This is a genomic window from Aquimarina ulvae, from assembly GCF_053613295.3.
In genome coordinates this window covers 581,243-604,687 of record NZ_JBSIBP030000001.1, presented here as the reverse complement: position 1 = coordinate 604,687, position 23,445 = coordinate 581,243, and the positions used below count along the sequence as shown (strand labels likewise).

The window sequence follows — 23,445 nt, the reverse complement described above, 5'->3', positions numbered from 1 at the left end:
TTTCTCTTAGTGTTATTAATCATTAATTTTTAAGATACGCTGCATACCACCCTAAACTTTCCGGAGGTGCTGTTTCTGATGGGTTTCCGAATAGGAAGAATCCTATTTGCCCTCCAGGTGGAAATGTTAAGCTCAATACTTTTAATGCGATATTGTTAATTTTCATGAGGTAAGAAACCTTGTCTTCAGCAATATCGATACGTATGGATCCAATATCCATCTTTAAAACTCCTTGTAGACTTAAAGACGGAGCTTGTGGATTTACTCCCGGTAATTTTAATCCCGCAACCGCGCCGGTTCCACCAACGTTCCAAGGGGTCATAAATGTGGTGTTAAAACCAGCTGCACTGGCTAGTGATCCTAGCGTTCCCATATTTAACTTAAAAGTAAGTCCATACCAATCTCCACTAATGGGCTGTTGTTGTTTTAAAGCCGGTAACTGTACATTAAGGTATCCTTGAGAAGCTGGATTGTTATCCTTTGTTCCTGACACCATTCCTGTTAATTGTAGTGGAAAATGCCGATATAAACTACCTTGTCTGGCGGTACTGCTACCAATATCAAAAGCCATTTTTGCAATATCGAATGTAAATGTTTGATTAGTAGGAGTATCCAGCGGAAAAGTCAAATCAATATACATATTAGAAAATGCAATTCCCTGTCCATTAGGAGGTTCTCCTTCTTCACTTCCGAAAGACAATAAATCAAATCCTTCTAATGCATAAAAATTAACGTATCCGAAAAATGAAAATCGGGATGCTACATTTCCACTACTACTGCCATCCTGTGACACGGCAGTAACAAAATTCGCTTTGAGAATTTCTACATCTCTTATGATCGTACTGTCTACCGGTAGTATATTATCTCCTGTAGCACTAAAGGTGTATGAAGGAACACCGTTATGGTTTTCATACGTTCCATCTAAAATCAATAAATTATCTCTGGTATCAGGTTTGACAGTTTCACCAAATAAATTATTAATAGTGAAAGCGATATAACTATTGAAATTGATGATTTTTGAATTTGTAAATAACACCTTAAGCAATAATACATTGTACACATAGTCTACAGAAGTATTGATAGGTGCTTTTGCCATATACTCGGTTATATTACTATCATATTGTTGATAGGTATCATCTTCATAATCTATTAGAGCAAATAATGAACTAGTGGGTTCCATCTCTATAGAACCGGCAGTATTTTTTACCACACTCAAATCTATCCCAAAGTGATGTGCATTAAATTCATCTAAATTAATTCCTGCCAACAGGCCTTGTAGTTCTGGAGGGAAATTGGTCAGTGAGATATCTACTTTTAATGCGATGACTCCTTTCCAATTCGGGTCGGTTGCTACTGTATAAAATTTGTAATAATCATTATCTCCTTCCTTATATTTGTCGATTCCTTTCTGAATATAATCATTAATCCAATTAGAGAGATTAGGTAATCCATTATTAGTAGTATCATTAAATGCTTCGGGATTTGTCCAAAATTGAATATTCTGTACACGTTCTTGTAATGTTTGATCACAATATTTGAAAATGACAATATTACTATACTGACCAGTATTAGGTTGTTCTGGATTTGGTTTAGGCACATTAAGATCAAACGGCCATTCTTCAATTTCCATTTGATTTGCAAAATCCCCCAATACATTATCCACATCAGAAGAAGCTACCAGAAATAGTTGATTGGTCTGGAATGAAGACTGTAGTGTTGCGTTCAACTCATTAAATGCCAATGTGTATACTTGAGATAGCTCTCCATTACTTTTGATAAATTGATTACTTGCCAGTTCCATTTTTTCCCAAGTAAATGTTTCTTCAGATACCTGGATAAAAAACCCTTGCGGACTTGTAGAATCTACTAACTTAGCAGTATCTAATTCTACATTGCTACTCTTATTTTTATTTCGTGTTGATACTCTATCCGAAGCTTGTTTCGATAAAGCATTACTAATATTTATTTTCCGTCTTGGTGTTAAAATCTGTAATTCAAAATTTTGAGCACTTACAGTTACAGGTACTTTGGTATGAAGACCATATCCTACCATAGGAAAATAAGCTACTTCTGTTATATCACTTAACGTTCCTGAGTTTGCCACATAATAATCAAGAAATAAACTTTCTTTGTCAGACTTGTTTGGTGCGTATAATGAGCTTCCTTGTGGTTGCGAATGGTATACTATAGATGCGTTAGCAACATTATTTCTAACCAAGCCTATCCAAGCTGTGCAAAAAGTATCAGAAAGTGATTGCTGAGCAGTATTGCTTCCTACTTTGTTTCCTAGCTGGAGTATTGGATACTGTGGTACATATGCGGGTTTCTTACCTATAAAAGCAAAGTAATCTCCTTTGGTTTCAGTAGTTTCTGCAGTAACACTTATAGATTCTGTTCCAGAAAGACCACATAATATTCTTAATTGATTATTAACATCCAGAAAAGAGATGTTTTCTGCATCGATACCTATTGTAAAATATCCTGATGGAATCGTATACCAATTGTCTGTATCATCGTGTATTGCTCGCTCCGAAAAAACCAGCATTGAACTTGTCGCTGAAGGTATATTTTCTGATCCATTAAGAGTTGATGTATCTACATTAGGTAATAGATGAACCGGAATCCCATAATCAGATCTAAAATTAGAAGGCATTACGGTATCCTTTTCCTCATCATTGTTATTATTAGTGCTCTTGCCTAAAAATGCCAAATACGTGCTTAATTGTTGTTCATTAAGTAAATCTATTGGATTAATACTCGCTTGGAATTGTACATAATCATTCTGACTACCATCCTGAAACAATGGGTAACTCATTTGCATTAAGTCACCGGTATCATTATTGTTATAAAAATATTTTAATGCGGTATCAAAGGAATCAAAATCAATTCCATGATTTAAACCCACCATAAAACGCATCCCAGCCATAGCCAAACCTGTTAACGGGATTTCCAATCCATTATGAGGTATTGTTTTTGAAGCTATATTGTTTGCTTTAAATACAATAAAGCCGTTTGGCGGTCCTGTAATTACAAAACGATTGTTTGTTGTATCTAACGTAATAGATACATTAAGTGCAGAAAGAGTGAGCGTAGAAAAATTATTACCAAAATTATAGCTATAGTTCTGCAATAGTGCAAAGCCCTTTGTTGCACCTTGTAGATAGATTAATTGTATAGTATCAGAGTTTAAAGGTCCATCAGGAGATTGTATCCAAGCAATTCCTCCTGTTTGATAAGGTTTTACTACACTTTTAAAATATGCCTGGGCATTTGTTACAAAAGCGGATACATCTTTTGGCGTATTTATAGCAAATAAATAATAGCCTCCATATTGTGCTGTATCTTCAAAAGTAATAGATGATGCTTCAACCGTTCTATCTTCTGGAAGTAAAAATGCGCACCAAAAAATGTCTTTGGGTGCAAGGTATAGAGAAGAGTTTCCTGAAGAAGTATTTGAAAAAGTTAAGGCCCCCATATGTGTGTAATTAAATAATTGAAAAGCTTAAAAAAGCAATATTCAATATTTACTCACTTACATGCCAGGCTATTATATCTCCTTTGAATGTAAATGACTCATTGTTTATTGCTACAGAGTATTCAAAGTTTCCACTTACTTTGGAAACTTGAGGAGAATCGTCGAGGGTTAGTATCAGCTTTCCTTCTGCTGTATAATTTGCTAATTGAAGATCAAAACGATACTTGTTTTGGGATGCAGTTAATGTTTGTACGCCTATCAGTGCGGTAGACAAATACATTTGGCAATTAACATAGGTTCCCGATTTATCAAGCATTAGCATTATCTTCAGATCACCAAAATACCTGCTATTAGTATCTCCTGGTTGAAGAAAGACTTCCTGAGGTACTGGTATAGAAGAAGCTCTTTGTTTAAAATTTGTAGTATCAGACCATGCAAAGATGCAGCATAGGATACATACAAAAAATAGTATTGATAAAGCTCTTTTCAAGTTACAGGTGTCTCTCTCAAAGATATGAAATTGCACTTAGAGCTATTCAATAAACTAAATGCAATTTCATTTTTATTTGTATCTGCCTTTAATTGCTCCAAGAAGCTATTTGCTTTTGAAATGGTGTATTATTGCCTCCATTTTGATCTGTTGCAGATCCAGAGCAACTTACTTCTCCTGAAACAAGTCCGAATGCAGCTTGAAAATTAATTTTGGCAATTTGTAACACTTGACTACCTGCCTTAAACTCAACATTTGTTGCTGTGGGTTGTACCGGACTTAAGGTAATTGTTCCTAATAGACCTGCTGCAGTATTAAATGTAGTTGTAGACACCTGCATTCCACTTACAATTGCTACAGTCGTATTTGCTGTAATGGAATTTACTAATAACGATTCTTGAGTTACTGGATAAGACATAATGTATGTTTTTGGTTTATTATTTGTTTACCCAAATTTACGATCAAAGTTTTATTAATAACCCCCGTAAAAACCCCTGTTTTTAAAAAAAAGCAGGGAAATTTTAAACTTATTATATATACCTAAAATTAATAATACTAGCATTTTTCATAAAACAATAAACATTTTAAACAGTATTATTTTTAATGGCTATCCTAATAATGGGAATTCGACTCGAACAGTCACCTTCGGGTTATGAGGGAGAAATGAAAAAACATAAATCATTTATTATCGGTTGTTTAAAATGAAAAAAACTAAGAACTACACAAAAAACTAATCACGTGTATCTAAACGCCACTTAGATTTTAATAGTAACTGTAGCCGTATTATAGAACGTGACAATTTTAACCTGTAGCCATATTTCAGGACAAGACGTTTTGAGAAACCTTTAGCTAGGAATTAAAATTATTTGAATATTATCAATATTAAATTATATTTGTAACTAGTTACGTAATCAATAACACATAATATGGATTTTGATTTAATTGGAGAAATGACTTTAGGCAGTAGGTTAAGAAATTTGAGCCAGAAAGTTACCGAAGACGCACAACAAATTTACGACCTCTACGAAGTGGAATTGAAACCAAATTGGTTTCCATTTTTTTACTATTTATCACATCAAAAAAATGCAATGCCAATTACATCGATTGCAAACGCGGTTGGTCATTCCCATCCTTCTGTGATAAAAATCATTCGTGAAATGTCAGGTTTTGGCCTGGTCAAAGAGCAAAAAGATAAATCTGATGGGCGAAAAAATAATATCGCACTTACCGAAAAAGGGCATAAAATTTCTGAAAAAATAACTAATCAATATATAGATGTAGAAAATGCTATAAAGAAAGCACTTGGACAGACAAAACACAATATTTGGCTCGCAATACAAGAATTTGAATATCTCTTAAAAGAAGAAACGCTATTCAAAAGAGTTTTGGAACAAAAGAAAATTCGTGAGTCAAAAAATATCGCTGTAGTACACTACAAAAAGGAACATCTAAATGATTTTAGGAAACTCAATGAACAATGGATTACAACCTATTTTGAAATGGAAGATGCGGACAGAAACGCTCTAAACGACCCAGAAAATTATATATTGAAAAATGGTGGAGAAATTTTAGTCGCTGTCGAAAACGATACGGTTCTAGGCGTTTGCGCATTAGTAAAAATACAAGACGAAAAGTATGATTACGAACTTGCTAAAATGGCAGTTTCACCAAAAGCACAAGGTAAGGGAATAGGTACTCTTTTAGGAGAATCCATAATTAATAAAGCCAAAGAATTAGGAGCAAAAAGGATTTATCTTGAAAGCAATACCATACTTACATCAGCATTGTCGCTTTATGAAAAACTCGGATTTCAAAAAATTTCAGGACACGATACACCTTACAAAAGATGTAATATTCAAATGGAACTTATCATAAATTAAAAGAGATATCAATGGATTGTGAAAATAAAATTGCAATAGTAATTAAAAATGAACTTTTAAGTTGGCAAAAACTAAACGTAGCTTCATTTTTGGCTAGTTCCATTGCTATAAAGTTTCCAGAAACACACGGAGCGCCGTTTATTAATGCATCTGAATCAGAATACTTGCCTTTTATAAAACAGCCTATTCTTATTTACGTAGCAGACGAATCACCTCAAATAGAAAGAGCTTTTTCTCGTGCACAAGCTAGGGAATTACATATTGGAATATATACAAAACCATTATTTTCCACAAAGAATGAAACGGAAAACCATATCGAAATTAAAAAGTGTAGTGATAAAGACCAAGAGTTAGTTGGAATAGTCTTATATGGAGATAAGAGAAAAGTAAGTAAAGCCTTGGATGGTCTGAAGTTTCACGCGTAAAAACCACCTAAAACAACGTATACAGCTCATAAATAGCTATTTGTACCATCGAAGTCAGGCATAATGGCAAGTCCGCCTATTGTGCCAGTTCAATAATTACTGAGGCAGTCTCGCCATCCTCTGTAAATCACCGCCTATATTACCTGTGGTCTATTCATTAATTGTACTATAGGCAGTGGGCACTTCATCAAATAAATATCTTGTAATACAATTTATAACTAAAAATCGTGTAAGTCCTATGTTACTAAAGGATAAATCAATTTGGAAAAAGTCCAGAATATCAGCAGGTGTGATTTTTACTAGTTGAATGTCTCAAATCTTAGCATCTTATTGAGTGTAAATTTACTTTGAGTCATTTATTTCTATCTCTTTCAAATAAATTACATTGAAAAACGCTGCTTTCAATTCTTTCATTCCGTAAAAAGTCTAGCTCTTCATCAATTTAAGGCATCGATTATCTGCTTATTTTCAATTAAAAGTCTTTCGAGAGTATTCTGTAGTAAGCTGCTTCGTGCAATAATTTGGAATTTGTTATTAATTATTTCATTTGAGCCCTTATTTATGATAGAACTCTCTCAACTTTGCACAAGCGTATGAAAATCATCGTAGTATGATTTGAATTATACGCTGCTTTAAAACAAATAGGGATGGAGAATTGGTTATATGCAGAGTTCGAGGTATTGATAAAGGTCATTGTGTCGCTACTCGTCATTTTTACAGTCATTATTATAATTACCAGAATATCTGGATTGCGAACTTTCGCAAAAATGTCCAGTTTTGATTTTGCATCTACTATCGCTATAGGCTCAATTCTTGCTAGTGTTATTATGGGCAATAATCAATCACTTTTAAAGGGAGCAATTGCATTAGGAGGCATTATTTTATTTCAAACGACTTTTTCTTTTGTAGTACGAAAATCTGATTTTTTTAAAAATTTAGCCACCAATGATCCCTTATTGTTAATGAAGAATGGTGAGATTTTATATAAAAATCTTAGTAAAGCCAATGTGGGAGAAGACGATCTTATTGCTAAATTAAGAGAGGCTAACGTCCTAGATTTTTCTGAAGTTCACGCCGTCATTCTTGAAAGTACAGGAGATATGTCCGTGCTTCACGGAAACGAAGACGTGGAGCTCAGTCAAAAATTATTAATGGGTGTTCGAATTGAATAAGCCTTTTATAAATAACAACATAACTATTTATACAATCATAAATTTTAAAACTATGGAAACTGTAATTACTAATGTTAATAATACTAAACAACGTTTTTCTCGCATCTCTTGGGGTGGGGTTTTAGCTGGTACCTTAACCACGCTTACTGTATTAATTTTGTTGAGCCTACTAGGATTAGGTATAGGGATGACCACTATTGATCCTATGACCGAACAGCATCCTTTATCTGGTCTGGGGACTGGGACTATTATTTGGTGGATAGTCACTAATCTTGTAGCAATTTTTATCGGTGGTATGGTAGCGGCTAGGTCATCTGGCTTACCTTCTAATACCGATGGAGCAGTCCACGGATTCCTTTCCTGGGGGTTGTCTTTATTGATAAGTATACTGTTAGTTACCTCCACCTTGGGAAGTATTTTAAGTGGTGCTGGGACTATTATAAGTTCTATTTTCGGAGATTCTACTGCTGAAAATATTGCGGAGCAAATTAATATGAGTCAAAAAGACAGTCAAAAGGCCACGGATATCACTTTGCAATCTGTAAAATCAGAATTATTTCAACTTATTAACAAGGGTGAAAAATATAATATCATTCCAGAAGGCACTGCATCAGAGGCACGCCAAGAATTAGGAGAAGTACAGTCTGAATCAAGACAGGCATTACGTCAATTAGAAATTGACGATATGATAGAAAACTTCGTTAATGATGTTAAAATAGATTTAGACCGAAATGGCGACCTTGACATCCGAGTTGCAGGAAATCGAGATTATATCAATAAGGAAGAAATCACTACCTATCTTACTAATAATACAGATTTGAGCAAGCAGGAAATCAATGGGGTAATTACCAAGTGGGATCGTAAAATTGATGAAGTTGTAGAAACTGTAAAAAAGCAATATGCAGAAGTAAAGTCAGAAGTACAAGAGATTACAGAAGAGACGACAGATGCTGCTGGTAAATATGGTATTATTGCATTTGTAATCCTATTGTTAGGAGCCCTTGCTGGATTCTTCGGTGGAGCGACAGCAAGTCCTCATTACACCGTTAATGAAGAACACAGAGCTGATTTAATCAACGACGAACTTAGCTAAAAATAATTTTTTATAACACTAAAAATATATCATTATGTCATTAACAACAATTATACTTAATATTCTCTTACCACCACTAGCTGTATTTATGAAACATGGTGTAGGTTCTGCACTACTGATAAGTATTATACTTACTATTATAGGATGGATACCAGGTGTGATACATGCATTTATTGTGAATGATTAATAGAATATACATCCTCTGTTCAACTCTATCTAAGAGATTTGTAAATGTTATCTTTTGCAAATCCCATAGCTGTTTATACTGAAGTTAGTATAGTATTCATTGAAGTAATTATAAGCATTATGGTCTTCGTAGAAATTATTGGCACCCTTGCTGGCATTTTTACAACGATTGCGGTAGTTCCTCAAATAGTAAAAGCTTTTAAAACTCAAAAGGTAGATGATGTAAGTCCTTTTTATTTTATCATTTTATTATTAGGAGTAGGGCTGTGGACATTTTATGGTGTTCTAAAAATGGATTGGCCTATAATATTGACAAATGGAATTTCATTTCTTTTAAATACGATAATGCTACTATTATATTTTAAGAAAAGAAAAAGGTGAAATATAAGTTAAATAATTAAATAGTACAGTTATGGATAACTTTATTATAGAATCTATAGCAGTTGGGTTTATTGCTACTATAGCTATGACCGCCTTTAGTTATTCAATATCCTATATTTCTAAAAATATATTTGAAGAACCACAACTCATCAATATGTTACTGTCTCAATGGAATGATAATTCTTTTAATTTAGAAAGAGAACATATTGTGGGGTGGGCAATTCATTTTCTCATAGGAATGTTCTTTGTGCTTGGCTTCAAGATTTTGCATATGTGCAAGATACTTGACATTTCAGTATTGTCGGGTATCATATATGGGTTATTTGCTGGAGTTATTGGTGTATTCTTTTGGGGTATAGTTTTATGGATACATCCAAATACACCGAAAATAAATAGAACACGCTATCTGCTTCAGCTTATTCCAGCACATATTGTTTTTGGTATAACAATGATTTACTTATTATAATAGGGTAAAATGGTATCGTATTTATAATGAAAAACGTAGTTAATTTTTTTTCAGTAAATAGAAAGGCAATGTATGGTGGTTTACTAGCCACTGCGGTTATCGCCCTAGGGGCTTTTCTTTTGGGTAATATTTCTGTCGATGAAGTCAACTTCTGTGCAAGGGCTTAATATGCTGTGCAATACTATTGTCCTAGCATCAGCCACAATCTTAGCGCTACTTCTCACATTGCTGGGAATAGTAGAGGAACAGAAACAAAATTAAAGAATATGTATTACAAACAAGTGCTCAATATTGAAAAATTTGATACGTTTTTATTTATCAGCGCACTCATAATGTTTCAATTTTTTAATATCCCAATTACCGAAGTAGATGAGGTACAGGTTTCTTGGTACACATATATATACAATGAGCTACGTTATTCGCCTCTTCTATAATCAGTGATATGATGGTAACTACTATTTTAATGTTATATGGAACCGTTACTAATATAATAGCCATAGTAGGTCTCGGCCTAGATGACCATAAGATGCTAGCGAATGAAAAACAAGATATAGAAAGCGTTGATGAAGAGGAAGAAGAACATAAGCAGTATATAATTTACCCCATCGAAACTACCTGTGTATCTGCAATAATTTTAATACCTAATAATTGAACTTAGTGAACCAATTTCAAAAACTAAATTTAGACTCTTATAGAACTATCGTTGCTCTATGTTAAATTTAAAATGATTTGAGTTAACTGGGTAGTTATTAACAGCGTAATTTAAGAGCAATCGTTATGAGTGACTTTATCCCATATTAAATGAAATTAAATAGTATGAATATTGATACATTTCCTAAAATAAATACACCAAAAAATATTGTAGATGCAATTGGCAAAACTCCCTTAGTGGAACTCCGAAATCTTTTTCCTAATTGCAATGCTAATTTCTATGGAAAATTAGAAGCGGCAAATCCATCAGGAAGTTTAAAAGACCGCACATCAACATTTATCGTTCAACAAGCGTTAAGGGAAGGGATAATTAAAGAAGGAGATACTATTATAGAATCAAGTTCCGGCAATATGGCGTTGGGATTGGCGCAAGCTTGTATCCATTATAACTTAAAGCTCATTGTGGTTGTAGACCCAAAACTTAATCCACACACAGAAAAACTTTTAAAAGCTTATGGTGCCACAATCGAATTTATTAAACACCCTTTGCCAGAAGGTGGATTCCTGGCGGCACGCTTACAAAGAGTTCAGGAATTACTTCATAAATATCCAAATAGCTATTGGACGAATCAATATGGCAATCCAAATAACCCACTAGCGCATCACCAAACTATTCGTGAAATAGGAGATAGTTTAAATGGTGGCGTGGATTACATCTTTGTAGCCACCAGTACTTGTGGTACGCTAATGGGCTATGCTGATTATATTGAAGAACACAATCTGAAAACAAAACTTGTCGCCGTAGATGCCAAGGGTAGTGTTCTTTTTGGCGGCGAATCAAAAAAACGTTTTATTCCGGGACACGGTGCTGGTGTTGCTTCGCAGTTTTTGAAACTCGAAAAAATTTGGGATAATGCAGAAGTGAGTGACTTAGATTGTATAGAGGGCTGTTGGTCCTTGTTGAAAAATGAAGGTATTCTTTGTGGTGGTTCTACAGGTGGTGTTATTACTGCTATCGAGAATTATACGATTCATCTCGAACCTTCGGTAAATTGTGTTTTGTTATTGAGTGACCGCGGTGAGCGCTATTTAGATACCATTTATAACCTAGATTGGATTCAGGAAAAATTTCCTGAATACCAAGAATACAAAAAATCTTCTATTGGATGGTAGATATGAATAATTACAAATCGCTACTTTCATCAGTTTATAATGTAGGGATTATAGGTTTAGGACCAAAAGGACTTTATGCATTAGAGCGGCTTTTGGCTCAAATTAAATCGAGAAACATACAGATTCCGATAGCTATTCATATTTTTAATCAGAATCCATTTTTTGGGCCTGGTAACGTATACCGTAATGACCAAGCGCCTTATTTGATTATGAATTATGCAAATAAAAATATCGATATCTGGTCAAGAGAATTACCAGAACCTATTGTAAAAGAAACACCAGATTTTACTGAATGGCTGGTAAAAAAAACAGGAACACCCACTGAAAAGCTTATAGACGGATTTGCATCCAGAGCTATGGTAGGTAGTTATTTAATGGAATCATTTACACGGCTGTGCGAGAATGCACCATTAAATGTCAAAATCACAACACACGTCACGACTATTCAAAAAATAGCTAAACGTGATGGCCGTATTCGATTACATAGCACCTGTAAAGAAACGCATCACCCAATAACTTTTGATACTTTAATGCTCACTACGGGACATCTGAGCAATGGTGCGCACTTTGATACTAAAAAACTATCCGAAAGTTATATTGAATTTATTTATCCCGTTTCGCAAAAATTGAGCCATATAGAAGCTGATGCTAAGGTGGCTATACGAGGTTTTGGTCTTACGGGTATTGATGCAATACTTGCACTCACTGAAGGTAGCGGTGGCCGTTTTGAATCTAATACTAATGGTACCTTATCATACACTGCATCAGGTAAAGAGCCACGGGCAATTTTTCCATTTTCAAGGACTGGACTTCCCATGGTTCCGCGAGGGACGGATAGTAGTGATAGCAATCCACTTCGCTTTTTTACAGAGAAGACTGTTTTAGAGTTTCGAGATAAACCATATATCAGCTTTCCAGAAGACATACTACCTTTAATCAAAAGAGAAGTTACTTTTAATTATTACAAAGTAATCTTCAAAAAATACCGTCGGAGATTAAATTTCAGTTCCGATTACAATACTATCGACCGACAAATAGCCCAGTTTCACAATACCTTCCCATCTGAGAAAAGGTTTGATTGGGAAGCATTTATCAATCCTTTTCCAAGCCAAAAAACGTTGTCTCATAAAGATATATATGGCTATGTAAAATTGCTCATCGATGAAGCTGAAAAAGGATTGGACAATAGTCCTATAATGGCAGCAGCTGGTACATGGCGTCAAATAAGTCCTGTTTTTAATATACTTTATAGCTACGCAGGTCTTGATGCAGCTTCCCATCATCTTTTTGATACTACTTACTTCGGTTTGTTCAACCGCATCGCCTACGGTCCGCCCATTATAAATATGAAAAAAATAATGGCTTTAGCAGAGGCTGGTATTGTAGATTTTAGCTTTATTCGTAGTCCAAAAATCTCAATGTTTACTGAGGATGATTTTACTAGATATAAGCTAAGCAATGGTCGAAAGAAAATAGAAGTCGATTATCTTATTAATGCTCGTGTGCCAAGAAACGAGACAAGAAATGAAAATTCTTTGTATGCAAATCTTTTAAAAGAGGGGTTGGTATGCAAATATATTAATACCAACAACGGTCATTACAAACCTGGCTGTGTTGCTATCGATTTTAAAGGCAGACCCCTATCCAAGGATGGCAACATTCAGAAAAATATCACATTGTATGGTACGCCTACGGAAGGTGTGACATTTGATAATGATACGCTTTCTCGAAAGCGGAATAATTTTGCATCGCAATGGGCACACGATATTTCAGAACAATTAGATAAAATACTAAAGAACAGTCTTTTAGAAAATGAAAAACAACACCAAATATAGTAAAGGGAATCCTGAAGGTGGTTTAACACCGATCACGTCTTCGTGGATGCACCAATTATTTAAAAATCAAACATTGATGAGCGAGCTTTTTGAAAAGTATTCTTCGCCCATCAATATTCATCACTTGCCTACGTTTTCAAACACGATTTCTTCTTTCAAAAAAATGTTCGATGATTATGGTTTGAAATATCAAATTTTCTATGCTCGAAAAGCGAATAAATCCAAATCCCTCGTAAAGCAGGCATACGCATCAGATATTGGTGTAGATACCGCAAGTTTTAAAGAACTGGAACAGAGTATCGCTTTGGGCGGTAACGGGAAAAACTTGGTACTCACCGCTGCCATAAAAACCAACGAACAGTACGAACTTGCTATTCAAAATAATGTCCCGATAATTTTAGATAATATAGACGAATGTCAACAGGCGGATACTATTGCTAAAACATTGAATAAAAATGCGATTATTGGAATTCGCGTGAGCGGTTTTATTGTAGAAGATAGAAAACTGTACAGTCGTTTTGGTTTTGATATTGAAAGGGTCGAGCAGTTTATTTCAGCAAATTTTGGGACAGGTCGCCGCTATGAAAATCTAACTATAAAAGGGCTGCACTTTCATCTAGACGGGTATTCTACGTTGCATCGTGGTAAAGCATTGGCCGACAGTATATCTCTCATCAAGAGATTGAATACTAAGGGTTTTGAACTTTCGTTTATAGATATTGGCGGTGGTATTTTAATGAACTACTTAGAAAACGAACAGGAATGGGCAAATTTTGAATTGAACCTGAAAAAAACAGTTGAAAACGATAATAATCAGCTTACATTCAATAGCAATGGCTTGGGATATGAATTGATTGATGGAAAATTGAAAGGTTCACTAAAAACGTATCCTTATTTCAATAAAGTGAACGGTACCGCTTTTCTAAAAGAAGTACTGGACTACACAAATCTGGAAACAGGCAAGACCAATGCACAAACTCTTAAAGAATTACAACTCGAGTTACGTATAGAACCAGGTCGCTCATTGCTTGACCAAACTGGAATGACCATTGCCAAGGTAGCGCATAGGAAACAAGATGCTAAAGGACAGTGGCTTGTAGGTCTTGAAATGAATATGACACAGATGATGAGTTCTAGTGCAGATTTTTTATTAGACCCCTTCATTATTTACAGGAATAAACGAGAATCCAGCACCCCTGTTGATGTGTTTTTTACAGGTGCTTATTGCCTGGAAAGAGATGTATTATTAAAGCGAAAAATCAATGTGCCTCATTTACCACAAACAGGTGATTTTGTCGCCTTTGTTAATACTGCTGGATATATGATGCACTTTTTTGAAACCGAGGCACATCTATTCGATTTATCGAAAAACCTCAGTATTAGTGCTACAGAAAAATTGTCAGTGTTAGACTTTATTCCAGATGATATGATTAAATAACAATTCGTTGTAGACTCAAATTATAACACGAGCTCAACATAAATTGGGAAATGGTCTGAGCCAATTTTTTCTAATCGCTCAATTTTTTTAAGTCGGAATTCTTCAGTAACAAAAACGTGGTCTAATGGCCATCGCATTAAAAAAATTTCTGCGTTATAACTATTATAAAATCCTCGTCCTACTCTTACATCATAGAGAATATCTTCAGTTCCGGTTAGTTCATCTACGTAAGACCAAACTACGTCATTCAAATCACCAGCAACTATGGTTGGGTATTTACGTTTCGCAACTTCTCTCCCTAGTTTTTTTAGTTCCTTTTCTTCTTGTCCTTCATTATCGGGTAAATCTTCAAAATGTGTGGGCGGTACAGGATGCACACAATGTAATGTGATATGTTTACCATTTGATAGCGTCATATCGCAATCAAAAGACGGTACTTTTTTATTGTTTAAGTACTTTACCTGAATATCTACTAATGGATATTTACTATATAAAACCATTCCGTAAGCTGCTTCGTTGATAGTTTCTTGTGCATATTGATATTCATTTTTTAAAACTTTCAATTCTTTATTCCACCAGCTATCTGTTTCCATTGCCAAAATTAAATCTGGCTGTTTTCTTTGAATTAATTTTATAAGTGGTTGTGATTCTCTATTGGACATTTTAACGTTAGTTAATAATATACTAAACTGTGAGTCGGTAGCTTTCACTTCAACAGCTGCCGGAACATCTACAGGAACAAGCATTGTATAATTAATTAAAAAATAACCATTTATAAATAACCCTAAGAGTAGCCCAGCTGGCAGAAGATAATCATACCACTTCCACTTTTTAACAGTTAACATAAGAACTATAAGACTTATAAATGATATTACAAAAAATTGAATTCTAGGAAAATCTGGAAATTTTAATAACCGTGTTTCTTCATTTCTAAATACTGAAAGTATAGAGAATGTAGCGACTAACACTATCACGATGTAAAAAATCGCATAAATTATTTTTAAAAAATTTTTCATACTATTTATGTGTGTTTTATAGTTGCTTTATATAATAAGCGGTGGTATAATATAAAAATTATTTCATCTAAAACGCCTAAAGTTTTAGGGTAAAAAAAAAGCCACAACAAAGTGGCTTTCTAATTTTTAATATTAGGGGTTAATCCATAATATCTTCTAGCTTTTTAATTTTTGATACAGATTGCTCAACTTGCTTCAATTGATTTGTGAGCATACTATTGATATCCACAGGAAACATATACTCATTCATCGCTTCTTTATATTCTTCTACACTTGCTTTTTCACCTCTAAGACATTCTTCAAGAATACCTTCGTCAGAATTTGAGCTAAAGGCATCTTTAATATTCATCCACGTGCGGTGTATAACGCCTGTTGTACTTCCAGACTCGATAGGTGTTTCATTAAGTTTAAAGATGGTGTCGCTAATTTCGGTAGCAAACTGCGAACGCATTGCTGCTCTTTCTTTTAAGTACTTAGATAAAAAACCGTTATCTGCTTTTAGCATTGCTTCTTTATAACCTTTCTCAGCATCATAATTTTTTTCTAATACTTCTTGAAGTTTTTCGACAAGTTTATCGTGAGAATCTTCTTTAACTTTTTCTAATGTTGTTTTTTTCATAATAAATTGATTTAAAATAGTTTTTGTTTTACTTTTTTTAGTTTAGGTACAAATTCTTTTTTAAAAGACCGATTGTTTTTTATCATATCGTAGGCATAATATCCTACTTGTATAAGTGTTAGTATTCTAAAAATCTTTTTCATAATATCTGTATTTTATTTTTTTCTTAATCTAATAGGGCCTTTGGCTTCCGTTGCTTTTTCAGAAATCACTTTTCCTTTTTGTAAGGTCACCAAATGACCTGACTCAACCAAATCATCTGCTACTTGCCTTACGTTATCCATTTGATTTCGCCACGACTCGGGAAATAGTGCTCTCGCTACTTCTGATGGGCAATACGTACAGTTTGTTTCTCTAGACTTGGCAAATTTTAAGTGCGCTTCTTTTATTGTGGAGATTGCTCCTTCATAACACGCAAACATTTTTCCTTTTTTTTGAAAATTAATTGGTTGTAGGTGTGATAAAGATATTTTAAGTTGGTAACAATTGTTAACGCCAATGAATTTATCTTTAACAAAATTCAAGTAGAATTATTTTAAACTTCAAATTTGTAAAATTTTAAACTATCTTGAAAAACAGTCAATATCCAAACTAATGATCTCAATAGCCGTCAATTCACTTCCTATCGCAGATATAATGAACGATTTATCAAAAGCGTTCGATACATCATATACCGAAAGTTGTGGTTTTTATGTGCTTACCATTCCGAAGAATTTTGGAAAAGGAAAAATTAGCGGGATTAACTTTGATAGTGGGATGGGTATTATACAATACAATTGTACATTTATAGAGGATGTAGAATTCAAGTTTACTGTAAATGATGTGCATCCCTTGAAATTTTTATATTGTGTCGAGGGTAAAATTCAACACGCATTCGAAAATATTGATGAGCACCATAATATAAAACGTTTTCAAGAGGCTATTGTAGCAAGTGAACAACATAATGGTCATATTTTAAGATTTGACGCTGGAAAACACATTGCTATCAACAGCCTTGAAATTACACGTAGAAAGTTTAGAAATAGAATACAGTGTGATTTGGTCACCTTTGACGAAAGTCTGCAAGAATTGTTTAATGATGAGAATGCAGAAAATCTCTTTTATCACGAGGGCTACTACAGTTTACGAATGGCAGATTTGTTTCATCGCATTCAAGAATTTAAAGAAAAAAATGTACTCAAAAACCTTTTTTTGGAAGGTGTAGCCTATCAAATGCTTACCGAACAAATTGTACAATACGAAGATGACATAGATGAGGATACTACCAAAAACGTACTCAGACAAGCAGAGGTAGTACAGATAGAACAAGCGGCACAGATTATAAAGGAAGATCTTGCTAATCTTACAGGAATAGATGAGATTGCTACTACGGTAGGTTTAAATAACAGTAAATTACAGGAAGGATTTCATTTATTGTACAATTGTAGTGTAAACCAATATATACATGCTACACGCATCAATCTTATTAAAGATTTAATCTTAAATACCGAGTACACTATTTCAGAGATTGTCTATCTGGTTGGACTGTCGAGTAAAAGTTATTTATCCAAAATCTTTAAAGATGAATATGGCACGTCCCCATCGGAATATAGAAAGCAATTTTTTAGCACAATTGAAGAGAAAAAGAAGCAATTGGACACTTCGACTGATATTTAAATCTGACCTTCAATATATTTACTAATATGAAATTTTAAGTAACAAGTTTCAACCAAACCATGAATTTGGTTTTTATATTAAATATTTTTGTCCAGTTAATCTCATATAGATAGAAATGGACAAAGCTTTACTCGAACATATTAATATAACTGGAATAGGACAATCTTATAACAAATAAATAAGTCCCAAACAGAATAAGGAATTAAAGTTTAATAAAACGAAGAAAACAGCCGATTATATTTTATAAATAATTATACCACAAAAGTTAGTTGCTGTCCTTATAACCGTCCATTTTCCAGCAGTTTCTATAATAGTAACACCCGAAAACGAATCTGGCGCTGGGGTATCTCCTAATGTTCTATTGAGAACTTCTGTTTTATCCATATTATTCATACTCCCACAAGAGTTCCAGATCTTGTAGCCGTCATATCTGCATTATATTTGGTTGTAGGCAGTCTCGCCATCCTCTGTAAATCACCGCCTATATTACCTGTGGTCTATTCATTAATTGTACTATAGGCAGTGGGCACTTCATCAAATAAATATCTTGTAATACGATTTATAAATAAAAAATCGTGTAAGTCCTACGTTACCTGAGGATAAATCAATTTGGAAAAAGTCCAGAATATCCACAGGTTTCAGAGGATTGAAAAAGCAATTAAATATTTCAAAATAGCTTTGCTCAATATAGAAGTTCAACTACCAAAAGAATGAGGGTATATAAAATCATACAGAAGGCAGAGATAATTCTTCATTTATAAATGATTTAATCAAATACATAACGTTCGTAAGAAGGTAACACTTTATTCAGACCCCAATTGTAATTCTTATACTCTAAATCCTGATTTTCTCTAATCTTGACATTAGAATATTTATTGATGAATTCGACAACATCACCATCATTCACTTTAAAATCCTTTCGAAACCAATCAAATAATTGGGAAATACGCACTTTAGATGGTGTAATTATATTACGTGTTGGATCATTAATAAAATCCCTGGTTTGTCTATCGAGTGCTTCTTCCAAATTTTCTGCGGTGTAGGCTCTGTTCCATACTACAGGACATGAAATTGATGCACAGTTGATTGCGAAATGTATTCTCGGATCATCAAATTTTCTCAAAATTTTATGTTCTAAATCATTTAGACTATACCACTCTCCATCTATCTTAAAAAATTTCTTTTTCCAGGGCTTTTTTAAATCTGTTATGCTTTTTAACGGATAACTATCGATAATCAGTTTGATAGTATATGCGTTATATGCATTGATCCAATAAGCCATTTGCTCATTTCTTGTCCACGTCTTATCGGGTTTAGTCTCTGAGAGTTTCTGAAAATAATCATATAGCAAGAAACTATTTCGCATAAAACCTTCGTAATCGACATATCCATTTTCGGAAACATTTAATAAAAGTGCCTTATCCCAACTGGTATGGTCTAATTTATTTTGACCAATCGTAATGCTATACGTCATTAATGCGATAAATAAAATTGTAAAATTTTTCATTATTTATTTTTTAAAACTGTTGTTAATATGAAATTATTTTTCATTCAAAACTTTTGAATACTAAATAACATGCACCTATACATACGAGAGAAAAGACGGTTGGGTTTTCATTACAATGTTAAAGTTAACTTAAGGTTTTTATAATTTATCACGCGATCTTTTAGCCTATATATCCGAAAGTTCAATGAAACAAGTTGCTCAGGAAACAAAAAAACTTCCTTTACCATCAAGTACCTGTATGACCAAATACGCCTTAAACGAAATTCAAGAACATATCAATCCAAAATAAATAGCTACTAAGCCAATCATTAAAAAATGAATTTACCGTGTCATAAACATACCTAGTAAGGATTTGAAAACAAGAGATTTTTTTATCGTTTATTGTTTAGGATGCACCTGTTAAGAAAAAGCTTATCATTGGAGCTTGAAAATTTTTGCAGTTTTCTAAAAGCTAGTCCACCAAGGCAATTTTTTAGTCCACTCAATACAGGTTAAAGTTAGTTTTAGTCAGGTAACGATCGATTGTGAAAAAAGTAAAAAGAGATCGAAAACTGTCGAAATCCCAAGAGGTACGAATAGTAGGTTAGCCGATAAAACCTATGGAAAAATATTCTAATAAACTTGTGGCCTGTTCGAGTAGAGGTGCCTCAAGGACACGTAAAAATTTTGACGAATTTCAAGCTGTAATAGATTTTCTAATGCATAAATCGGGATAAAACAAAGTCAACTCTTTATATCTATGGACTGATATATTTAGCGCATAAAAAACGGCTATGTAAAAACATAACCGCTCTCCATCCTTTCTTCTAAACCTAAACATTACATATTTGGTAAAAGGACTTGATCTATAACGTGTACAATGCCATTTGTAGTTTGAACATCAGGAATGACCATATTCGCTGGACTCATATTACCTGAACCGCTAACAGTAAGTACGCCATTATTATACATACCTAAAGTAATTGTATCTTCACCCAAGGTATCGAAGCTACCAGCAGAAAGTTCTGATGTAAATTTATCTGAGGCTACGTCTGCAAAAACGTGATTTAGCAAAACCGCTGTAACTAGCTCTTGAGGTAATTGTCTTACATCTGCTGGTTCGGTAAATGTTAAGTCTAAGGCAGCACCCAAATCTATAAAAGCTTGATCAGTTGGTGCAAAAACGGTGAAACTAGCATCAGGATTGCTCAGGGCATCTACTAGACCTGCATATACTACAGCCTCTACAAGGTATGATAGTTCGGGGTTTACAAAAACTGCTGCATCATTAAGGGCTAACGCAGATTCTACTACGTTCCCTCCTGTTGCGATCATGACTTTGTCAATCACATGAACAGTACCATTGATCGCATCTACATCGGTAGCTAAAACTTTTGAACCATTAATAAAGAGCTCATTGTCGCGACTCACAAATCGTCGGTTAATCCCTAATGCCGACATAGACATCTCTCCTTCAGAAATGCTATTACCTGCTAAGTTTCCATTAGAAACATGGTATAAAAGAGTGTTTGTTAAAAAATCTTTTTGTAGTACACCCAGTGTATTTTCGTTGAGACCCAACCTTGCAAATGCATCATTTGTCGGTGCAAATACTGTGTAATCTCCAGAAGGATCATTAGGGTTCGGATTGCTTAGGGTAACAGCTACTCCACCAGTAATAGCGGCTTCTTCTAAGGTACTAAAAGCAGGATTGTTCACTGCTATGTTCGCAATAGTCGGTGGCACATCTTCATAAGCACTTTCTGTTTCGCAACTTAAAACAACAGCAGTACATATGAAAAGTAAAATTATCTTGTATTTTTTATATATTATATTCATTTTTTTAAATTTTATTGATTGATATTAAAAGGAGTAAGTCAGACCTCCGTAAAATCCTGTTGACACACCTAAATTTCTACCGGCTACATAGGTATTAGCTCCTCCTGAAATACCGATATGATTGATTACAGGAACATACGCGTTGAGTCCGATTCTTGTATAGTTTACCTTTGTAGCAGGAAAAAAACCATTGAAGCCTTCTCCTAAGATATCGACACCGCCTTGAGAAATTTGATTGGAGATGTAAGCGTCTACATAAAATTTTTGCGCAGCGTATCCCAATTTTAATTCGTTAAAAAAAGCATCCGGCACATCATTATTTCTTATACTGTATCCTATTTGACCAGTAGCAAAAAATCCAGAATTGTGTTTGTATGTCAAAATACCTAAACTGTTTATATCAGTAGATCGGTTTCCGATAGCGATAATGGATTGCAATCCTTCATCCACCTCATAATTACCTACAGGAAATTCAACACCTAAACTTCCGATAAAATCGAGTTTGCTTTTCCCTATGTCAGCGGTGTAAAATCTATACTTTGTGTACAGACTTAGGTCTTGTACACCTTGGCGTACATTTTCAAAACCATTATTTTCTTGGCTTGCTTCAGAAGCATTACCTTCGGATCTTATAAATGGTAAATTGGCTACGACCATAAAATTATCTGAAAACGAATAGTCAACATATAGTGAAGTGGAACTGATATCCACTTGATCAAATACTGGGACACGATCTACTTTTTCCGGAACCAGAAAAACCTGATCATAACTTTCCATAGATTGAGATAATGTAATACTTCCTTTACCTTTTTCTTTCATAAACCCATCTATCGGGCTTTGTGCTAAACAAAATGTAGACGCCATTAGGGCAGAAAACATCATAATTGTTGTTACTTTCATAATTTAGATTTAGAATTCACTTTACTTACGAAGCATTCTCCGGTATGGTTTTCTAAAAAATGTTAAAAAACTATATTTTTTATTTTTTTCATATCTGAACGATACCAAAAAAACCTAACAAGTATTTGAAAATAAGGTTTTTACAATTTTTATATCGGTAATTAAAATATTATGATTTTTATATAAGTTGAAGGTATAATTTTTAAAACATTGCAATGAAATCACTTTTTTGAGCCTCTTTTAGGTTTAAATTTTTTTAGGATACCCTATAATTTTAATTTTGTTTTCATAAATACACAGAGATTAGGTTATTATTTGCCCACACGTTTCGGGTGGCTTCTAAATTATTATATGGATACTATGATAAGGTGGAACAACAATAAGAATCTTTATAACTAAGGTTTAATAAACGATGATTGAAGAACTACTAGATTTGGTAGCAGGGATAATTAATAACAATAAAAGGTGATCAGTAATACTCGTAATTCTGATGCTACTTTTATTTGCAGGGTATTTAATTTACACAAAGGTTCAATAAACTGATGAAAAATATATTCAAATATTTAGCATATCTATTTTTTTAATATCCTTAGGTATCGCATACTTTAGTGGTATGAAACGAGGTCAATCTAAGTGCGTTGATTTTGATGTTCTACCAATAATCCACAATATTTTTACAGCCATTATTTGTTTGAGCCTTATGGCTATTGGTATTTTACTATATAATAAACACAATAAGATGGGTAATAATAATTTTAAAGTTCAATAAACCTATGAAAAAACATCATTGTAATTTAAATATCAGATATGATCTCCCGAAGGAAATTTGGGATACAATAGAACAAGTGTATTCTCAAATGCCGGGATGGTTGGGTTTCGGTACAAAAGATAAAGGATTTGATGGCATACCTCATTGGTTTAGTTATAATGAAGGTGAAAAAAACATTGTTGCTTCCGTAGAACCTAGCGGACTTCAATTTGAAGCAACTATGGATGAAGATGAATGGCTTTTATGGAAAGTTAATTTTAAAAAGATCGCTACAGAGGTTTTAGGATTTAAAGTTGGTGAAATAGAAGAAGGAGAAGTAGGACACGAAATAGAATGGCTTTGAGTAATTGAATATGCCGGTAGCAATTCAAACTGTTATAACAAAAGATAGAAAATTTCTAAGTTGTTTGACTGGTCAATGGATTGAGATCTTCGTGCAGGATCTGATAAAAGATATCCATAGGTTCCATAGATGATGTGTTTTAGTTATTCTTT

At 33.8% G+C, this 23,445-nt stretch carries 24 protein-coding genes; 13 read left to right on the top strand and 11 right to left on the bottom strand.

The window, feature by feature from the left end; genetic code table 11:
* Positions 1 to 22 precede the first annotated feature (22 nt).
* From ACWGOQ_RS02660 to ACWGOQ_RS02650, 3 genes are all read right to left on the bottom strand, one after another.
* The gene (locus ACWGOQ_RS02660) at positions 23 to 3,475 is read right to left on the bottom strand and encodes a hypothetical protein (RefSeq protein ID WP_452057002.1); all 3,453 of its coding nucleotides are present in this window, start codon (positions 3,473 to 3,475) and stop codon (positions 23 to 25) included.
* Positions 3,476 to 3,524: 49 nt separating this feature from the next.
* The gene (locus tag ACWGOQ_RS02655; RefSeq protein ID WP_452057001.1) at positions 3,525 to 3,965 is read right to left on the bottom strand and encodes a hypothetical protein; all 441 of its coding nucleotides are present in this window, start codon (positions 3,963 to 3,965) and stop codon (positions 3,525 to 3,527) included.
* Between the two features lie 88 nt (positions 3,966 to 4,053).
* Positions 4,054 to 4,383, bottom strand: a complete 330-nt coding sequence (locus ACWGOQ_RS02650) for a hypothetical protein (protein WP_452057000.1) — start codon at positions 4,381 to 4,383, stop codon at positions 4,054 to 4,056.
* 508 nt (positions 4,384 to 4,891) lie between these two features.
* Between ACWGOQ_RS02650 and ACWGOQ_RS02645 the strand changes: the two genes are divergently transcribed.
* The 11 genes from ACWGOQ_RS02645 (at position 4,892) to ACWGOQ_RS02595 (ending at position 14,665) form a co-directional block, all read left to right on the top strand.
* Positions 4,892 to 5,845, top strand: coding sequence for a bifunctional helix-turn-helix transcriptional regulator/GNAT family N-acetyltransferase (locus ACWGOQ_RS02645; protein ID WP_452056999.1), 954 nt, complete (start codon positions 4,892 to 4,894; stop codon positions 5,843 to 5,845).
* Positions 5,846 to 5,856: 11 nt separating this feature from the next.
* Positions 5,857 to 6,270, top strand: coding sequence for a PTH2-like family protein (locus ACWGOQ_RS02640; RefSeq protein ID WP_452056998.1), 414 nt, complete (start codon positions 5,857 to 5,859; stop codon positions 6,268 to 6,270).
* Positions 6,271 to 6,917: 647 nt separating this feature from the next.
* Positions 6,918 to 7,442, top strand: a complete 525-nt coding sequence (locus tag ACWGOQ_RS02635) for a DUF421 domain-containing protein (RefSeq protein WP_452056997.1) — start codon at positions 6,918 to 6,920, stop codon at positions 7,440 to 7,442.
* Between the two features lie 52 nt (positions 7,443 to 7,494).
* The gene (locus ACWGOQ_RS02630) at positions 7,495 to 8,535 is read left to right on the top strand and encodes a TIGR04086 family membrane protein (RefSeq protein ID WP_452056996.1); all 1,041 of its coding nucleotides are present in this window, start codon (positions 7,495 to 7,497) and stop codon (positions 8,533 to 8,535) included.
* A 34-nt stretch (positions 8,536 to 8,569) separates the two neighbouring features.
* Positions 8,570 to 8,722, top strand: a complete 153-nt coding sequence (locus tag ACWGOQ_RS02625; protein WP_452056995.1) for a YqaE/Pmp3 family membrane protein — start codon at positions 8,570 to 8,572, stop codon at positions 8,720 to 8,722.
* Between the two features lie 44 nt (positions 8,723 to 8,766).
* Positions 8,767 to 9,102, top strand: a complete 336-nt coding sequence (locus tag ACWGOQ_RS02620; protein ID WP_452056994.1) for an SWEET family sugar transporter — start codon at positions 8,767 to 8,769, stop codon at positions 9,100 to 9,102.
* Positions 9,103 to 9,133: 31 nt separating this feature from the next.
* Positions 9,134 to 9,568 carry a hypothetical protein gene (locus tag ACWGOQ_RS02615; protein ID WP_452056993.1) on the top strand — a complete coding sequence of 145 codons (435 nt, stop codon included), beginning with the start codon at positions 9,134 to 9,136 and terminating at the stop codon, positions 9,566 to 9,568.
* A 442-nt stretch (positions 9,569 to 10,010) separates the two neighbouring features.
* Positions 10,011 to 10,220: a hypothetical protein gene (locus ACWGOQ_RS02610; protein WP_452056992.1), complete on the top strand. Its 210-nt coding sequence runs from the start codon at positions 10,011 to 10,013 to the stop codon at positions 10,218 to 10,220.
* Between the two features lie 164 nt (positions 10,221 to 10,384).
* Entirely contained in the window at positions 10,385 to 11,392 is a 1,008-nt protein-coding gene (gene sbnA, locus ACWGOQ_RS02605; RefSeq protein WP_458202299.1) for a 2,3-diaminopropionate biosynthesis protein SbnA, read from the top strand.
* Positions 11,386 to 13,227, top strand: a complete 1,842-nt coding sequence (locus ACWGOQ_RS02600) for an FAD/NAD(P)-binding protein (protein WP_452056990.1) — start codon at positions 11,386 to 11,388, stop codon at positions 13,225 to 13,227. The genes sbnA and ACWGOQ_RS02600 overlap by 7 nt, the downstream gene beginning before the upstream one ends.
* Positions 13,205 to 14,665, top strand: a complete 1,461-nt coding sequence (locus ACWGOQ_RS02595) for a type III PLP-dependent enzyme domain-containing protein (RefSeq protein ID WP_452056989.1) — start codon at positions 13,205 to 13,207, stop codon at positions 14,663 to 14,665. Before ACWGOQ_RS02600 ends, ACWGOQ_RS02595 begins: the two co-directional genes overlap by 23 nt.
* A 20-nt stretch (positions 14,666 to 14,685) precedes the next feature.
* Here the strand turns inward: ACWGOQ_RS02595 and ACWGOQ_RS02590 are convergent, their stop codons facing one another.
* The 4 genes from ACWGOQ_RS02590 to ACWGOQ_RS02575 all read right to left on the bottom strand — a co-directional run bounded on the left by ACWGOQ_RS02590 (position 14,686) and on the right by ACWGOQ_RS02575 (position 16,824).
* Complete coding sequence (locus tag ACWGOQ_RS02590) at positions 14,686 to 15,681, bottom strand: endonuclease/exonuclease/phosphatase family protein (RefSeq protein WP_452056988.1); 996 nt, start codon at positions 15,679 to 15,681, stop codon at positions 14,686 to 14,688.
* Between the two features lie 139 nt (positions 15,682 to 15,820).
* Positions 15,821 to 16,300 carry a ferritin-like domain-containing protein gene (locus tag ACWGOQ_RS02585; protein WP_452056987.1) on the bottom strand — a complete coding sequence of 160 codons (480 nt, stop codon included), beginning with the start codon at positions 16,298 to 16,300 and terminating at the stop codon, positions 15,821 to 15,823.
* A gap of 11 nt (positions 16,301 to 16,311) precedes the next feature.
* Positions 16,312 to 16,443 (bottom strand): hypothetical protein, encoded by a 132-nt coding sequence (locus ACWGOQ_RS02580; protein ID WP_452056986.1) that lies wholly within the window; start codon positions 16,441 to 16,443, stop codon positions 16,312 to 16,314.
* A 12-nt stretch (positions 16,444 to 16,455) separates the two neighbouring features.
* Positions 16,456 to 16,824, bottom strand: a complete 369-nt coding sequence (locus ACWGOQ_RS02575) for a DUF3253 domain-containing protein (RefSeq protein ID WP_452056985.1) — start codon at positions 16,822 to 16,824, stop codon at positions 16,456 to 16,458.
* A 70-nt stretch (positions 16,825 to 16,894) separates the two neighbouring features.
* On the opposite strand from ACWGOQ_RS02575, the gene ACWGOQ_RS02570 reads away from it, so the two are divergent.
* Positions 16,895 to 17,956 (top strand): helix-turn-helix domain-containing protein, encoded by a 1,062-nt coding sequence (locus ACWGOQ_RS02570; RefSeq protein ID WP_452056984.1) that lies wholly within the window; start codon positions 16,895 to 16,897, stop codon positions 17,954 to 17,956.
* Between the two features lie 234 nt (positions 17,957 to 18,190).
* On the opposite strand, the gene ACWGOQ_RS02565 is transcribed toward ACWGOQ_RS02570, so the two are convergent.
* The 4 genes from ACWGOQ_RS02565 to ACWGOQ_RS02550 form a co-directional block, all read right to left on the bottom strand.
* Positions 18,191 to 18,349, bottom strand: coding sequence for a hypothetical protein (locus ACWGOQ_RS02565; protein WP_458202295.1), 159 nt, complete (start codon positions 18,347 to 18,349; stop codon positions 18,191 to 18,193).
* A 373-nt stretch (positions 18,350 to 18,722) separates the two neighbouring features.
* Complete coding sequence (locus ACWGOQ_RS02560) at positions 18,723 to 19,463, bottom strand: DUF547 domain-containing protein (protein WP_452056982.1); 741 nt, start codon at positions 19,461 to 19,463, stop codon at positions 18,723 to 18,725.
* An 819-nt stretch (positions 19,464 to 20,282) separates the two neighbouring features.
* Positions 20,283 to 21,281 carry a fasciclin domain-containing protein gene (locus ACWGOQ_RS02555; protein WP_452056981.1) on the bottom strand — a complete coding sequence of 333 codons (999 nt, stop codon included), beginning with the start codon at positions 21,279 to 21,281 and terminating at the stop codon, positions 20,283 to 20,285.
* A 24-nt stretch (positions 21,282 to 21,305) separates the two neighbouring features.
* Positions 21,306 to 22,181: a hypothetical protein gene (locus ACWGOQ_RS02550; RefSeq protein WP_452056980.1), complete on the bottom strand. Its 876-nt coding sequence runs from the start codon at positions 22,179 to 22,181 to the stop codon at positions 21,306 to 21,308.
* A 773-nt stretch (positions 22,182 to 22,954) separates the two neighbouring features.
* On the opposite strand from ACWGOQ_RS02550, the gene ACWGOQ_RS02545 reads away from it, so the two are divergent.
* Positions 22,955 to 23,293, top strand: coding sequence for a hypothetical protein (locus ACWGOQ_RS02545; RefSeq protein ID WP_452056979.1), 339 nt, complete (start codon positions 22,955 to 22,957; stop codon positions 23,291 to 23,293).
* Positions 23,294 to 23,445 lie beyond the last annotated feature (152 nt).

Excerpts from the sequence above, each read along its gene's own strand:
- ACWGOQ_RS02640 (WP_452056998.1), top strand. The coding sequence starts at position 5,857 with ATGGATTGTGAAAATAAAATTGCAATAGTAATTAAAAATGAACTTTTA.
- ACWGOQ_RS02620 (WP_452056994.1), top strand. The coding sequence starts at position 8,767 with ATGTTATCTTTTGCAAATCCCATAGCTGTTTATACTGAAGTTAGTATA.
- ACWGOQ_RS02550 (WP_452056980.1), bottom strand. The coding sequence starts at position 22,181 with ATGAAAGTAACAACAATTATGATGTTTTCTGCCCTAATGGCGTCTACA.
- ACWGOQ_RS02565 (WP_458202295.1), bottom strand. The coding sequence starts at position 18,349 with ATGAATAATATGGATAAAACAGAAGTTCTCAATAGAACATTAGGAGAT.
- ACWGOQ_RS02645 (WP_452056999.1), top strand. The coding sequence starts at position 4,892 with ATGGATTTTGATTTAATTGGAGAAATGACTTTAGGCAGTAGGTTAAGA.
- ACWGOQ_RS02560 (WP_452056982.1), bottom strand. The coding sequence starts at position 19,463 with ATGAAAAATTTTACAATTTTATTTATCGCATTAATGACGTATAGCATT.
- ACWGOQ_RS02580 (WP_452056986.1), bottom strand. The coding sequence starts at position 16,443 with ATGAAAAAGATTTTTAGAATACTAACACTTATACAAGTAGGATATTAT.
- ACWGOQ_RS02570 (WP_452056984.1), top strand. The coding sequence starts at position 16,895 with ATGATCTCAATAGCCGTCAATTCACTTCCTATCGCAGATATAATGAAC.
- ACWGOQ_RS02625 (WP_452056995.1), top strand. The coding sequence starts at position 8,570 with ATGTCATTAACAACAATTATACTTAATATTCTCTTACCACCACTAGCT.
- ACWGOQ_RS02630 (WP_452056996.1), top strand. The coding sequence starts at position 7,495 with ATGGAAACTGTAATTACTAATGTTAATAATACTAAACAACGTTTTTCT.
- ACWGOQ_RS02635 (WP_452056997.1), top strand. The coding sequence starts at position 6,918 with ATGGAGAATTGGTTATATGCAGAGTTCGAGGTATTGATAAAGGTCATT.
- ACWGOQ_RS02545 (WP_452056979.1), top strand. The coding sequence starts at position 22,955 with ATGAAAAAACATCATTGTAATTTAAATATCAGATATGATCTCCCGAAG.
- ACWGOQ_RS02615 (WP_452056993.1), top strand. The coding sequence starts at position 9,134 with ATGGATAACTTTATTATAGAATCTATAGCAGTTGGGTTTATTGCTACT.
- ACWGOQ_RS02595 (WP_452056989.1), top strand. The coding sequence starts at position 13,205 with ATGAAAAACAACACCAAATATAGTAAAGGGAATCCTGAAGGTGGTTTA.
- ACWGOQ_RS02585 (WP_452056987.1), bottom strand. The coding sequence starts at position 16,300 with ATGAAAAAAACAACATTAGAAAAAGTTAAAGAAGATTCTCACGATAAA.
- ACWGOQ_RS02660 (WP_452057002.1), bottom strand. The coding sequence starts at position 3,475 with ATGGGGGCCTTAACTTTTTCAAATACTTCTTCAGGAAACTCTTCTCTA.
- ACWGOQ_RS02600 (WP_452056990.1), top strand. The coding sequence starts at position 11,386 with ATGGTAGATATGAATAATTACAAATCGCTACTTTCATCAGTTTATAAT.
- ACWGOQ_RS02650 (WP_452057000.1), bottom strand. The coding sequence starts at position 4,383 with ATGTCTTATCCAGTAACTCAAGAATCGTTATTAGTAAATTCCATTACA.
- ACWGOQ_RS02590 (WP_452056988.1), bottom strand. The coding sequence starts at position 15,681 with ATGAAAAATTTTTTAAAAATAATTTATGCGATTTTTTACATCGTGATA.
- ACWGOQ_RS02555 (WP_452056981.1), bottom strand. The coding sequence starts at position 21,281 with ATGAATATAATATATAAAAAATACAAGATAATTTTACTTTTCATATGT.
- sbnA (WP_458202299.1), top strand. The coding sequence starts at position 10,385 with ATGAATATTGATACATTTCCTAAAATAAATACACCAAAAAATATTGTA.
- ACWGOQ_RS02610 (WP_452056992.1), top strand. The coding sequence starts at position 10,011 with ATGATGGTAACTACTATTTTAATGTTATATGGAACCGTTACTAATATA.